This is a genomic window from Caballeronia pedi (assembly GCF_001544915.2).
Classification (GTDB): Bacteria; Pseudomonadota; Gammaproteobacteria; order Burkholderiales; family Burkholderiaceae; genus Caballeronia; species Caballeronia pedi.
In genome coordinates this window covers 229654-241976 of sequence record NZ_FCOE02000009.1, presented here as the reverse complement: position 1 = coordinate 241976, position 12323 = coordinate 229654, and the positions used below count along the sequence as shown (strand labels likewise).

The 12323-nt window shown below is 62.9% G+C and carries 13 protein-coding genes; 2 read left to right on the top strand and 11 right to left on the bottom strand.

Going from position 1 to position 12323, the window contains the following annotated elements:
- Nucleotides 1-149: 149 nt before the first annotated feature.
- The 8 genes from AWB80_RS16720 to AWB80_RS16685 form a co-directional block, all read right to left on the bottom strand.
- The gene (locus AWB80_RS16720; RefSeq protein ID WP_061175831.1) at nucleotides 150-797 is read right to left on the bottom strand and encodes a glutathione S-transferase family protein; all 648 of its coding nucleotides are present in this window, start codon (nucleotides 795-797) and stop codon (nucleotides 150-152) included.
- Nucleotides 798-873: 76 nt separating this feature from the next.
- A complete protein-coding gene (locus AWB80_RS16715; RefSeq protein ID WP_061175773.1) occupies nucleotides 874-1620 on the bottom strand; it encodes an SDR family NAD(P)-dependent oxidoreductase in 747 nt (248 codons plus the stop codon).
- A gap of 402 nt (nucleotides 1621-2022) precedes the next feature.
- Nucleotides 2023-2769 (bottom strand): SDR family NAD(P)-dependent oxidoreductase, encoded by a 747-nt coding sequence (locus AWB80_RS16710; protein WP_061175772.1) that lies wholly within the window; start codon nucleotides 2767-2769, stop codon nucleotides 2023-2025.
- Between the two features lie 34 nt (nucleotides 2770-2803).
- The gene (locus AWB80_RS16705; RefSeq protein WP_061175771.1) at nucleotides 2804-3670 is read right to left on the bottom strand and encodes an alpha/beta fold hydrolase; all 867 of its coding nucleotides are present in this window, start codon (nucleotides 3668-3670) and stop codon (nucleotides 2804-2806) included.
- A gap of 182 nt (nucleotides 3671-3852) precedes the next feature.
- Nucleotides 3853-4596, bottom strand: a complete 744-nt coding sequence (locus AWB80_RS16700) for an SDR family NAD(P)-dependent oxidoreductase (protein ID WP_061175770.1) — start codon at nucleotides 4594-4596, stop codon at nucleotides 3853-3855.
- A gap of 9 nt (nucleotides 4597-4605) precedes the next feature.
- Nucleotides 4606-5001, bottom strand: a complete 396-nt coding sequence (locus AWB80_RS16695; RefSeq protein ID WP_061175769.1) for a DUF427 domain-containing protein — start codon at nucleotides 4999-5001, stop codon at nucleotides 4606-4608.
- 15 nt (nucleotides 5002-5016) lie between these two features.
- Nucleotides 5017-6138: an alkene reductase gene (locus AWB80_RS16690; protein WP_061175768.1), complete on the bottom strand. Its 1122-nt coding sequence runs from the start codon at nucleotides 6136-6138 to the stop codon at nucleotides 5017-5019.
- Nucleotides 6139-6178: 40 nt separating this feature from the next.
- Nucleotides 6179-6925, bottom strand: a complete 747-nt coding sequence (locus AWB80_RS16685; RefSeq protein ID WP_061175767.1) for an SDR family NAD(P)-dependent oxidoreductase — start codon at nucleotides 6923-6925, stop codon at nucleotides 6179-6181.
- Between the two features lie 217 nt (nucleotides 6926-7142).
- Here AWB80_RS16685 and AWB80_RS16680 point away from each other — a divergent pair, with 217 nt between their 5' ends.
- Nucleotides 7143-8027, top strand: a complete 885-nt coding sequence (locus tag AWB80_RS16680) for a LysR family transcriptional regulator (protein WP_061175766.1) — start codon at nucleotides 7143-7145, stop codon at nucleotides 8025-8027.
- Nucleotides 8028-8043: 16 nt separating this feature from the next.
- Nucleotides 8044-8979: a LysR family transcriptional regulator gene (locus AWB80_RS16675; protein WP_061175765.1), complete on the top strand. Its 936-nt coding sequence runs from the start codon at nucleotides 8044-8046 to the stop codon at nucleotides 8977-8979.
- Nucleotides 8980-9024: 45 nt separating this feature from the next.
- On the opposite strand, the gene AWB80_RS16670 is transcribed toward AWB80_RS16675, so the two are convergent.
- The 3 genes from AWB80_RS16670 to AWB80_RS16660 form a co-directional block, all read right to left on the bottom strand.
- On the bottom strand, nucleotides 9025-10173 hold the full coding sequence (locus tag AWB80_RS16670) for an alkene reductase (RefSeq protein WP_061175830.1): 1149 nt from the start codon (nucleotides 10171-10173) through the stop codon (nucleotides 9025-9027).
- A 1259-nt stretch (nucleotides 10174-11432) separates the two neighbouring features.
- On the bottom strand, nucleotides 11433-11573 hold the full coding sequence (locus AWB80_RS44005) for a hypothetical protein (protein WP_160147449.1): 141 nt from the start codon (nucleotides 11571-11573) through the stop codon (nucleotides 11433-11435).
- Between the two features lie 129 nt (nucleotides 11574-11702).
- A complete protein-coding gene (locus AWB80_RS16660; protein WP_061175763.1) occupies nucleotides 11703-11978 on the bottom strand; it encodes a hypothetical protein in 276 nt (91 codons plus the stop codon).
- Nucleotides 11979-12323 lie beyond the last annotated feature (345 nt).

The window sequence follows — 12323 nt, the reverse complement described above, 5'->3', positions numbered from 1 at the left end:
ACTCAAAGTGTAGGTAGTCAAAGCGTGCTAACGTGCCTTGGGCTCGGAGAGCGATGGGGATGGCTGCGCGTCGCGGTTATCTAAGGTAAAAGCGAGCCAGCCGTCACATGGATGCTTGAACATCAGGCATCGCGTACAGTGGGCATTCACTACGCCTTGGAAGAAGGGCGGTCCGATATCCTGTCGTACCATGCCTGCAATGCATCGAAATCCTCGGGAATGCTCATCTTCATCCCGCCCGCTGCGAAGTCGACGGTCGCCAGCGTCGTGATGTCGGCCGCCGAGAACGCCTCGCCTGCCACGAAAGGGACTACCCTCAGGCGGTCGTTGAAATCGGCGTAGAAGTTGGATACGCGGAGCTTGCTGCGTTCGACGATCTCCGGAATCTGCTCATAAGAATGCGGACCCGACAACGCGCGCCCCTTTAGCCCGGCGACCGCGTTCCGCACGCCTTCCATCACGGCCGCAAAGCCGTCGAGTTCCGCGCGTCGCTCCCACATCGTGACGAGCGCCTTTTCTTGCGGCGTGGTCCCCAGCAATGCACGCTGGCCGGGATACGTTTCCTCGATGTAGCGCCAGATTGCGGGGACTTCTCCGATCGCTGTGCCGTTTTCCAGCACCAGCGTCGGGACCTGCCGGCTAGGGTTGATTGCGACATAGGCGTCGGAGAATTGCTCTTTTGCTCCGAGGTCTACGGCCTTGATCGACACTTCGATGCCTTTCTCGGCCAGGAAGATTCGAACCCGGCGAGAGTTTGGAGAGGCCTTGGATTCGTAAAGCGTGAGGTCGGTTTTCATGTACGCGTCCATTCCGATAAAACGATTTGAACTGCCCGACTGGCCGTGAGCGCGCAGGCGAGCATGTGAAGTTGCCTTAGCCTGCCGTCTTGCCGCCGTCGACGGTCAGAATCTGACCGGTGACGAACGATGCGCCGTCGGCGGCGAGATAGAGCACCGCCGCGGCAATATCGTCAGGCTTGCCGATACGCGCGAGCGGCACCGTGGCTGCGAGCGCTGCCTTGTTCTCAGCGGTGCTGGTAAAGCGGTCCAGCATGCCCGTATCGGTCGGCCCGGGTGCGACGGCGTTGACGCGAACGCCCGTCGACGCAACTTCGAGTGCGGCCGATTTCGTGATGCCTTCGACGGCGTGCTTGCTGCCCGCATAAACCGATGCGAATGCGGCGCCTTCATGACCGTAAGTAGACGAAATGTTGACGATGCTGCCGGCCTTCTGCGCGGTCATTACGCGGAGCTCGTGCTTGAGGCTCAGCAGCGTTCCGAGCACGTTGGTGTCGAACGTGTCGGCATAACTTTCGGCGGTCTGCTTGACGACAGGTCCGGGCCGGCCTTCCGTACCGGCGTTGTTGACGGCTACGTCCAGACGACCGAAACGGGCGAGGGTCTGATCCACCAGGTTGCGGACTTCGTCGTCGCGGCGCACGTCGGCCTGGACGAAGTGTGCTTCGGCGCCTGCTTCGCGAAGTTCGGCTTCGAGAGCGGCGCCTTCCGCCGGGCGTCGACCCGATACGACGAGCCGCGCGCCCGAACGGGCGAACGCCAAAGCGGTTGCGCGGCCAATGCCCGTGAGGGCGCCTGTGATAAGAACGACGGGTTGGGACATTTGAGGCTCCTGTCAATAAGGTTCACGACACGTTGCTCGCGTCGCGCTGCTCGGTGAGCATGACGGAGCTAACTTTAGGCGTCTCTTGCGGCCGTGAAAAAGACTTTTAAGGCTGGAGGGCATGCCTGCGAAGCATGCGATGCGCCGAATCGCGCGCGTATGCGATCAGCGCGCCGCCGACGATCGCGGCAGCCGCAAGGCCTGTTGATTGCGTTTGCAAATACGCGGTCGTCAATGGGGCATGGAATCGAGCACTGCCGCCGAAGTCGCGAGGCCGCGCAGCACGGTCGCGCGTCGCCGATGGCGTCGGACACGTCACTCGCGTGCCAGGCGTGTGCACACCACGCATAGCTCATCGCGCGCACGCCGCCATCTAGAAGACGGCGCGCGAGCGTGAGCGCATCAAAGCTTCGATCCGCCGTCCACGCGCAACGTGTCGCCCGTGACCCAGCGCGCATCGTCGGAGGCGAGGAACACGGCGGCGCCGGCGATATCGTGGGGCTGCGCGACGCGCTTGAGCGCCTGCATGCCTAGCGTGAAATCGCGGCCCGCGTCCGTCTTCGCGAAGTTCGACATGTCTGTTTCGACGACGCCCGGCGCAATCGCGTTGACGCGAATGCCGCGCCCGCCGAGCGCCGACGCGAAGTGGCGCACGAGCGTATCGACCGCGCCCTTGGTCGCGGCGTATGCCGACAGATTGTTCACGGATGCGCGTGCCGCAAGCGACGATAGCAACACGATGCTGCTTCCGTCGCCCAGCACGGGAAGCAATTGCTGCACGAGGAAGAACGGCGCGCGTACATTGACGGCGAAGAGGTCATCGAAATCCTCGACCGTCGTTTCTTCGATCGGCGCGGCCTTCGAGATGCCCGCGTTCGCAACGAGAATATCGAGCCGCTGGCCCGTCAGCGAGCGCACGCGTCTCGCAAGTTCGTGCGGTCCGCGCGCATCGCGCAGATCGGCGGCAATTTTGTCGGCTTGTCCGCCTGCCGCGCGGATGGCGGCAACGACTGAGTCGGCCGCCTGCTCGCCGTTGCTGTAGTGGACCAGCACGCGCGCGCCTGCATTGGCGAGTGCAATGGCCGTGGCGCGGCCGATGCCGCGGGATGCGCCCGTCACCAGGGCGGTTTTGCCTGTCAGGTTGGTCATGGCGAGATTCCGTTGAGAGTCGTGTAAGGGTGCGTTACGCGTGAGACCGGTGCGGTTCCGACAGAAACTGATCGACGTGCGCGACGAAGCGCTCCGGGTACTGGTACAGCGAGCCGTGATTGGCGTCGGGATAGAGGATCAGCTGCGCGTTCGGGATGTGCTGCTGCAAGTGCCACGAATTGATCGAATAGATGATCACGTCGTTGTCGCCGTTGACGACGAGCGTCGGCTGCATGAGCGCGTGCAGATAGTCGTACGGGTTCTCACGCGGCTCGCCCCACTTAGCGAGTGCGGCGAGCTGCGCGGGCGCGACCTTGTCATTGGCTTCGGGATCGCGATTGTCGGTGCGCAGACGGAACCGTCCGGTAAAGCCGCGGCCCGCCGCCTGGCTTGCCGCCGAAGGCGCGAAGTGCACGCGCAGCCACAGATCGTCGGGGTGCGCGTATGACGCTCCAAAGATCTCCTGCGCTTCGGGTGTGAGCGTCGCCATGCCTTCGCCGCTGCGCGGGCCCGTGCCGACGAGAATCACGCGGCGCACGAGTTGCGGCTTCGTGATGGCAAGTTCCTGCGCGATCAGTCCGCCCATCGAAAAGCCGAGCACGTCGATCTGCTTCAGTCCGAGTGCTTCGATAAACGCGCCGGCATTGGCGGCCATCTCCTCGATCGACTCGGGGACCGTGCCGGAACTGCTCGAAATACCGGCGTTGTTGAACAGGATCACTTCGCGGCTTTGCGCGAGCCCATCGGTGATGGCGGGATCCCAGTGATCCATTGTGCCGGTGAAGTGGATGTTCATCACAAGCGGCACGCCGCCCGGATTCCCGAAGCGGCGATACGCGAAGCGGATGCCGTTGGCTTCGGCGAACTGGGTCGGCGCGGTCTGGTGGGTATGGCGGGTCATGGCAGTTGTCCTTTGAAGCGGTTGATCGTTATGCGGTGCGATATCGCTGAAGCGTCCGGGGCGCATCGGACTTTCGCTTCACGTAGCACCGTCCTGACGGTTAATGTAGGCGCGTCGGACTACGGGGAAAAAGACTTAATAAGCTGTGCGTCATGCCTCGAAGGCATGACGGGCGTCTAGTCTCAAGACGCGGTCCTGCCCCCGTTCACGCGCAGCACTTCGCCCGTCATAAAGCTGGCTGACGCCACGTATACAACGGCTTCGGCGATCTCGTCGGGCGTGCCGGCGCGTTTGAGCGGCACGGTGTCGAGAAATGCAGCCTTGCGTTCGGACGTCTGCGTGAGTCTGTCGAGCATTGGCGTTTGCACAGGTCCGGGCGCGACGGCGTTGACGCGCACGCCGAACGTGGCAGCTTCGAGCGCCGCCGATTTTGTCAGTCCTTCGACGGCATGCTTGCTGGCGACGTACAGCGACGCGCCCGCGGCGCCACGCGCGCCCATCGTCGACGACACGTTGACGATGCTGCCGCTGCCTTGCGCCGACATCGCGCGGAGTTCGTGCTTCATTGCGAGCAAGTTGCCGAGCACGTTGGCGTCGAACACGGCCGTATAGCGCGCGGCCGTCTGTTCGACGACGAGCCCGGCTTCGCCTTCCGTGCCAGCCGCGTTCACGGCGATATCGAGTCTTCCGAAGCGCGCGACCGTGCGCTCGACGAGCGCCTGCACGTCGTTTTCGTCACGGATGTCCGCCTCGATGAACTCGGCTTGCGCGCCGAGCGAACGCAGCGCGTCGACGAGCGCAAGACCTTCGTCTGTGCGCCGGCCTGAAATCGCGACGCGGGATTTCGAACGCGCGAAGGCGAGCGCGGTTGCGCGACCGATGCCGCTCAATGCGCCCGTGACGAGCACCACTTTCGGTTCGTTCATGTCGGCTCCTCAGGCGTGTTCGTCGATCGAATCGACGCGGTCGGGGTAGAACGCGAGGTGATCGCGGATCGCTTCGACGAAGGGGTAGGGCGACTCGTAAGTCCAGATTGCGTTGACGGCGCGCTCGCCGCCCGACAGAATCGAGAAGTACGCGGCATCGCCCTTGTACGGGCAGTACGTCGCATGACCGGAGCGTTCGAGCAGAGTCATGTCGACGTCCTTTCTCGGGATGTAGAACACGGCCGGATAGTGCGCTTCACGCAGCGTCAGCGCGTTGCGCGTGTCGGCGACAGTGTGGCCGGCCAGGGTGACCACGACGCGCGACGGATTGCGCTCGATCGTGATCGGATGATCGGGACCGGGAATTTTCACGGCTTTTGTATTCGTCGAGTTGCTGGTAGACACGGCTTGCTCCTCAAATCAGATGGTTGCATGGCTGCCCGTCTCGTCATGGGCGGGAAAGTCGGTGTAGGCGCGTTCGTCTCCGCCCCAAAAGGCGTCGCGCTGATAGGGCGTGAGCGGTAGATTGCGGCGCAGGCGCTCGGGCAAATCCGGGTTCGACGAGAACCAGCGGCCGAATGCAACGAGATCGGCATCGCCGCGCTGAACGATCTGCTCGGCCCCGGCACGATCGAAGCCGCCGGCGGCGATGATCGGTCCGTCGAATAACTTGCGCAGGAACGATGACGCAACGGGTGCCTGACCCGCGTCGAGCGTTTCCGTGCCCATCACGCGCGGTTCGATGACATGCAGATAAGCGAGGCCATAGCCGTTCAGACGCGCGGCGAAATGACCGAAGGTTGCTTCGGGATTGCTGTCGGAGATCGCGCCCCAGCGACCGCTCGGCGACACGCGCACGCCTACACGATCCGCACCCCACACGGACGCGAAGGCGTCGACCAGTTCCAGCGAAAAGCGCGCGCGCTTCTCGATCGTGCCGCCATACGCGTCCGTGCGTTTGTTCGTGCCGTCCTGCAGGAACGTGTCGGCGAGATAGCCGTTCGCGTTGTGCAACTCGACGCCGTCGAAGCCCGCGGCTTTTGCGCGCTCCGCCGCGTGACGGAGCGATTCGACGATGGCCGGAATCTCATTCGTTTCCAGCGCGCGATGCGGCGAATTTGGAACCCAGCCGTTTTGCGTGAATACGGTGGTTTCGTACGGAACGACTGAGGGCGCGACGGGCGGGTTGCCCCAGCTCAGATCGACGTGCGACTGACGGCCGTCGTGCGCGATCTGCATGAAGATGTGCGCGCCTTTCGCGTGAACGGCGTCGGTGATCTTCTTCCACGCTTCAATGTGTTCGTCGGTGTAGATCCCCGGTGCGCCGAGATAGCCGCGGCTGTCATACGAAGGATGCGCACTCTCTGTAATCAGCAGACCGCCTTGCGACGCGCGCTGCCTGTAGTACTCGATCATCATTGCGCTCGGACTGTCGTCGGAGTCGGAACGCAGGCGCGTCATCGGTGCGAGGACCACACGATGTGACAGTTGCAGTCGTCCTACCTTCGTCGATGAAAACAGTTTTAAGTTCTTGGTTGTCATTCTGGATACCTTATTGATTGATGCGATAATCACGTCGCGGTCAGAGCTTCGATCCGCCGTCGACGCGCAGGGTGTCGCCCGTGATCCAGTTCGCGCTGTCGGAAGCAAGGAAAGTCACTGCACCGGCGATATCGTCGGGCTGCGCGACGCGCTTCAGCGCTTGCAGGCTCAGCGCATAGTCGCGGCCGGCGTCGGTGGTCACGAAGCTGGACATGTCGGTCGCGACGACGCCGGGCGCGACGGCATTCACGCGCACGCCACGCTCGCCGAGCGCGGACGCGAAGTGGCGCACGAGCGTATCGATGGCGCCTTTGGTCGCGGCGTACGCGGCCAGCTCGCCCACGGCTGCGCGCGAAGCCAGCGACGAAAGCAGCACGACGCTGCTGCCTTTGCACAGCATCGGCAGAAGCTGCTGGACGAGGAAGTAGGGCGCGCGCACGTTGACGGCGAAGAGGTCATCGAAATCCTCGACGGTCGTCTCTTCGATGCTCGCGGCAGTGGCGATGCCTGCGTTGGCGACCAGCACGTCAAGCCGTCCGCCGACGACCGCACTGACGCGGCGGGCGAGCGTATGGGGACCGTCGGCGGTGCGAAGATCGGCGGCGACTTTCTGCGCCTGGGCGCCGCTCGCCACGATCTCGGCGACGACGGAATCGGCGGCCGCTTCGTTGCTGCTGTAGTGCACCAGCACCTGCGCGCCGGCTCGGCCGAGTGCGAGAGCGATGGCCCGGCCGATGCCGCGCGATGCGCCCGTGACGAGCGCGGTTTTTCCTGCGAGGTCGTTCATGACGAAGCTCCGTTAGGTTGACGAGCGTGTCGTTCAGCAATAGCGCGCAGGTATGGCTGTGAAACCGCGCTGCCGGCTTTCCCACTGTTCGATGTGCTCCTGGTAGGTAATCTAGCCGTCGCTTGCGCAACCGAAAAAGACTTTGTAGGCTTGCTGGCATGCCTTGGAAGCATGGCCACGAACGGCGCGGCACAGCGAGGCGAAAACGGGAGAAAGCATGGAGCTACGCCATCTGCGCTATTTCGTTGCCGTAGCGGAAACGGGCAGCCTCACAGTCGCCGCCGAACAGCGGCTGTTCACCTCGCAACCGTCGCTGAGCCGGCAGATTCGTGATCTCGAAGACGAGGTGCGCGCGGCACTGTTCAGCCGCAGCGCGCGCGGCGTCGAGCTGACGGCGTCGGGCAAGGCCTTTCTCGACCATGCGCGGCTGGCGCTCGCGCAGGTCGATGCCGCGATCGAAGCCGCGCGCCGTGCGGCGCGTCCCGCGAAGCAGGTCTTCGCGCTCGGCTTTCTGACGGGGCAGGAAATGATTTGGCTGCCGCGCGCGATGAAGGTGTTGCGCGACGAGTTGCCGAACATCGACGTCACGGTGTCGAGCGGCTATTCGCCCGATCTCGCGGACGCCGTGGCGCGCGGCAAGCTCGATCTTGCGTTCGTGCGCACGGAGCCGGGGCTGGATCTCGACTATCGCGTCGTCTATCGCGAGAAGCTCATCGTGCTGATGCCGAGCGATCACCGGCTGACGGCAAAGACGGCGATCCACCCGTCGGACCTGCGGGGCGAGACGTTCGTGATGGCGTCGAACAAGGCGCGCGTGCTGCATGATGTGGTTGCGCGATATCTGCAAGAGAATGGGCTCGATCCGAAGCCCGAGCATGGCGTCGACAATCTTGCGATGGCCATGTCGCTCGTCGCTTCGACGCGCGGTCTGTCGCTGATGCCCGAGTACGCGAACAATCTGCTGCCGTGGTCGGTCGTGAGCCGGCCGCTCGAAGGCGAGGCGCCGACGGTCGATCTCGCCATCGGCTACAGTCGTTCGAATGCATCGCCTGTGCTGAAGCTGTTTCTGTCGAGAGCGGATGAGCTGATTGCCGCCAACTGAGTGAGGGAGAATCGCGATGGACCGCCTTGCGGCGATCGAAATATTTATCCGCGTCGTCGATACCGGTTCGTTTTCGGCGGCGGCGCGACACTTCGACATCGGCCAGCCGGCCGTATCGAAAGCCGTGGCGCAACTCGAAGAATGGCTCGGCGTGAAACTCCTGCTGCGCTCGACGCGCGCGCTCACGCCGACGGAAGCGGGCCAGAACTTCTACCAGCGCGCGAGACGTGCCGTCGAAGAGGCCGACGAGGCCGTGCTCGCAGCGCGCGGCACCGCGGCGGGTTTGACCGGCAAGCTGCGAGTGTCGGCGGCGGTGTGCTTTGCACGGCTGCACATCGTGCCTCGATTGCCGGCGTTTCTCGAACTGCATCCCGACCTCGATCTCGAACTCGTGCTCGACGATCGCAACATCGATCTCGTCGAAGAGGGCATCGACCTCGCACTGCGCATGGGCGAACTGGCGGATTCGAACATGACGGCGCGCCGCATCGGCATCGCGCGGCGGCGCGTGCTCGCGACACCCGCCTATTTCGAACGGCACGGCATGCCGCAGACGCCCGACGATCTGTCCGCGCATCGCGCCGTCGTCTACACGTGTGATCTCGGCGGCGGCGAAGACTGGAGGTTCCGCAAGGAAGCGACCGAGCTGCTCGTCCGGCTGCAAGGCCGCGTGAGAATCTCCGCGACGGAAGGCCTTCGCGCGGCCGTCTTCGCGGATATGGGGCTGGTCGTCGCATCGGAATGGGCATTCTGGCCGGAGCTGAAATCGGGCGTGGTCGTGTCGGTGATGGACGACTGGATGCTGCCGCCCATTCCCCTGTCCGCCGTGTATCCGACGGGACGCCTTGCGAGCAGCAAGGCCCGTCAGTTCACGGCGTTCGTCGAAGCGTGCCTTGCGCCCGAGTTCGCGCCCGAACGGATGACGGGGCATGGCAGGCCGCAAGCCGCATGATGCGCGCATCGAGATGAACGAACGCATCCGCGGCAGCGAGCAGGTTCAGGCGTCTTCGGCCGCGTCCGCGGTTGCACGCGCTTGCGCACCTTCCAGCACGCGCGACTCTTCATACGTGAGGAAGTCCGAATAGTCTTCCGCCGAGCCGCCCCAGAAAGCAGCGCGCACATACGGCGTGAGGGGCAGATCGTGCTTCAGGCGATACGGCAGATCCGGATTTGAAGAAAAGTGGCGGCCGAATGCAACGAGATCGGCATCGCCCGATTCGACGATCGCGATGGCGCTCGCGCGATCGAATCCGCCCGCAGCGATGATCGGCCCGGAGAAGTGCTCGCGTAGATACTTCGTGGCGACAGGCGCATGATTGTGATGCAGCGTTTCGTCGCCTTTGACGCGCGGCTCGATCACATGCAGATACGCGATCTCATACGAGTCCAGCATGCGCGCGACGTAGCTGAACGTGGCTTCGGGATCGCTGTCCGAGATGCCGCCCCATTCGCCCGACGGCGAGATTCGCACGCCGACGCGGTCCGCGCTCCACACGGAGATCAGCGCTTCGAGGGTTTCGCGCAGGAAGCGCACGCGGTTCTCGATCGGACCGCCGTAGGCGTCGGTGCGTTTGTTGGTGCCGTCCTGGATGAACTGGTCGACGAGATAGCCGTTTGCCGCGTGCAGCTCGACGCCATCGAAGCCCGCGTCCTTTGCACGTTGCGCAGCGGCGCGAAAGTCTTCGACGATGCCGGGAATCTCGTCGATAGCGAGCGAACGATGCTGCGACGCGGGGACGAAGCCGTCCTTCGTGACCGCGACGCCGTCGAACGGCACGACAGACGGGGCGACAGGATCGACGCCGCCCGTCATTTCTACGTGGCTCTGACGGCCGCCGTGGATCAGTTGCAGGAAGACGCGGCCGCCTTTCGAGTGCACGGCCTTAGTAATGGCTTTCCAGCCTTCCAGCTGACCGTCGTGATAGATGCTCGCGGCGCCGAGGTAGGAACGTGCCTGCACCGAGACGCTGGCCGCTTCGACGATTTCCAGACCGCCTTCCGACGCCCGCTGTCCGTAAAAGTCGGCCATCATCGCGCTGGGGACATCGCCAGGCTGGGTGGTGCGCAAACGGGTCATCGGCGCGAGCGCGACGCGATGTGAAAGAGGGTAAGCACCGATTCGAACGGGGGTGAACAGCTTCGCCATGATCATTCCTTGAATAAGCCAGAGCGCCAGGGAGTTGTGCTCTCGCGATTGCGTTGACGTGCAATGTAGCGATTCGCCATCGCTGCGGGAACTGGCGGAAAGGGATAAGGCTCATTCCAGTTCGGGATGGATGCGGGAAGGCGTGCGCGGGTTTGGCCGTTAAGTGTTGCAGCGGCGACGACGGAATCGGCTGGTCCAAAATGGAAACCGGTCATTTAACTTCAGGATGGGGAATGTCGATAAAGGGTCGTTTCCAGGCCCTCCGAATTCATTAAGGCATCGGTTAGGGCAGGCACGCGAGGGCGCTAGCTGCCATTGGTGCTACTGCTTTTTGGGCACCGGCGTGTTTTGCACCGCAAGGTACGCTCAAGGCCAGCGCTATCGGTGGCCGCGCCGCAACTGCAGTAAGACACTCAGTCCGTAGGCGGGTTGGTAGGCGGGTAGAAAGTTATAATCTACCAGAAGCCTTATAAATAAAGGTTTTATGGCGGACCCTCTCTCCGCCAGAATCCCAAGCCCTTGATCTTCAAGGGCTTTTCTTTTTTCTGCGTCGACAAATCGAGGCGGGTCTCGTGAGCGGCGCGTCGTTGAGTTCCGCACGGCGCTGTCTTGAAGCTCCGCTGGGATCAGTTCAAACCCGCGCCAATTTTCATCGTTTTCCTAGCGCGTTGGAAGCAGGCGCGATACGGCTTGCATGACCTTGCATGACTCGTCGAAAGTTCGGATAACTACTGAATCGAGATGGAGCCGATGGCGACGGGCGCGCGTACGGGAGGGGAGGGAGATCAAGCAGGAGGGATGTCGTAAGAGTAGTGGGCGCCACGGTATGACTGCGCCTCTAATAATGCTCGATGGACTCTCGCACATGGCAGGGCGCAGCGGCCCATGCAACCCACCTCTTACGACATTCAAAAGGATAGTCGATGCAGCCGGAAATGGAATCGGAATAGTCGCGTAAAACGCTGCCAATACCTTTTCGACCGCGGCGGCATAAGGTCAGCGGCGATTCGCTTTGCCTTGCGAACGCGGCCCGCGTGCGAATGCGGCGATGGGGTCATCCTCGGTTGCCGTGGCGACCGCCGGGGTCCGCGCCTTAGTCTGTTCCTTGTTGCTTTCTCGCGATGCAACACCGTGCGACTGGGTGCGCGAAAGTTCCGCACGCGACATCCAGTGTTCGGTGTATCTCGCCATGGCGGGCGCGCCGCTCGAAAGGAACACAGCAGCGAAGGCCATCGATAGAACGCTTGATGTTCGAACGCTCAATGCGTGATCAACAATTCAGCGGGCTGACTCTCGCCGTGATAGTGCAGTGCGGAGTTGGCGGCATGCCCGCTGATTTGAACGGATGGCGAGAGCGTCGCGTGGCCGTGCGGATCGACGGAAATTTGCAGGTCCTTCACGGTTTTAAGCCTCTTGTAAGAAGGGAAGGACCGAATTTAAGCGGCTTTGGCGGTAAAAAACGCTCGGAGAAATCCGATTACTTTCGTGCGTGACGAAGCTTTACACCGGCGTTTCGCCCGGGCCGCGCGCTATTGCTTGATCGTCCCCGTCGATGGCGAAGTCGGCGCCTGATTCGGCGACATGCCTTGTTCGCGCTGCTGCATCAGGGTACCGCTGCCCGATGTGCCGGACTGCACACCGCCTTGCGACGAATCCCCCGCGCGCGGCGCCGGCATGGGTTCGCCCTTGCCGGGCTGCATTTGCTGCTGGCGCTGCATCAGTTGATCGCGCGACATTTCCTGCGAAAGCGCGGCCGTGCTGGCAAGCGCGAGGAGCGCGCCAGCGATTACGGTGGTGGTTCTCATGTCCGTCTCCTTGAGTCCGGCGCCGTTGCGCCGCTTACACCTTTGTCAGCATCGAACGTGCCGCGCGCGACCGGCTTAAGACTGTCCTTATTTATGTCTGAAATGCGGCTAAACGACCGATAAACAGATAGGATATTGAGCAGGCGATCAGGAACGCAGTCCATTACAATTCGCGATCCAAACAATCTCGAACTACCTGAATCCGGCTCGATAGGCAGTACGCCACGGAGTCTCTCATGTCGATCACACTCAACGATTTACTGGAATGGCGCGATCGTTTGCCCGATCAATCGGGCGAAGAAGCGCATATGGTGCGCGCATTGATTGCGCGCCGCGAAACGGAAT

What these genes read in the sequence shown, in the direction of transcription:
- AWB80_RS16710 (WP_061175772.1), bottom strand. Translation starts at nt 2,769, where the DNA reads ATGACCAACCTGACAGGCAAAACCGCCCTGGTGACGGGCGCATCCCGC.
- AWB80_RS16720 (WP_061175831.1), bottom strand. Translation starts at nt 797, where the DNA reads ATGAAAACCGACCTCACGCTTTACGAATCCAAGGCCTCTCCAAACTCT.
- AWB80_RS16675 (WP_061175765.1), top strand. Translation starts at nt 8,044, where the DNA reads ATGGACCGCCTTGCGGCGATCGAAATATTTATCCGCGTCGTCGATACC.
- AWB80_RS16700 (WP_061175770.1), bottom strand. Translation starts at nt 4,596, where the DNA reads ATGAACGAACCGAAAGTGGTGCTCGTCACGGGCGCATTGAGCGGCATC.
- AWB80_RS16680 (WP_061175766.1), top strand. Translation starts at nt 7,143, where the DNA reads ATGGAGCTACGCCATCTGCGCTATTTCGTTGCCGTAGCGGAAACGGGC.
- AWB80_RS16705 (WP_061175771.1), bottom strand. Translation starts at nt 3,670, where the DNA reads ATGACCCGCCATACCCACCAGACCGCGCCGACCCAGTTCGCCGAAGCC.
- AWB80_RS16685 (WP_061175767.1), bottom strand. Translation starts at nt 6,925, where the DNA reads ATGAACGACCTCGCAGGAAAAACCGCGCTCGTCACGGGCGCATCGCGC.
- AWB80_RS16670 (WP_061175830.1), bottom strand. Translation starts at nt 10,173, where the DNA reads ATGGCGAAGCTGTTCACCCCCGTTCGAATCGGTGCTTACCCTCTTTCA.
- AWB80_RS16660 (WP_061175763.1), bottom strand. Translation starts at nt 11,978, where the DNA reads ATGAGAACCACCACCGTAATCGCTGGCGCGCTCCTCGCGCTTGCCAGC.
- AWB80_RS16690 (WP_061175768.1), bottom strand. Translation starts at nt 6,138, where the DNA reads ATGACAACCAAGAACTTAAAACTGTTTTCATCGACGAAGGTAGGACGA.
- AWB80_RS16715 (WP_061175773.1), bottom strand. Translation starts at nt 1,620, where the DNA reads ATGTCCCAACCCGTCGTTCTTATCACAGGCGCCCTCACGGGCATTGGC.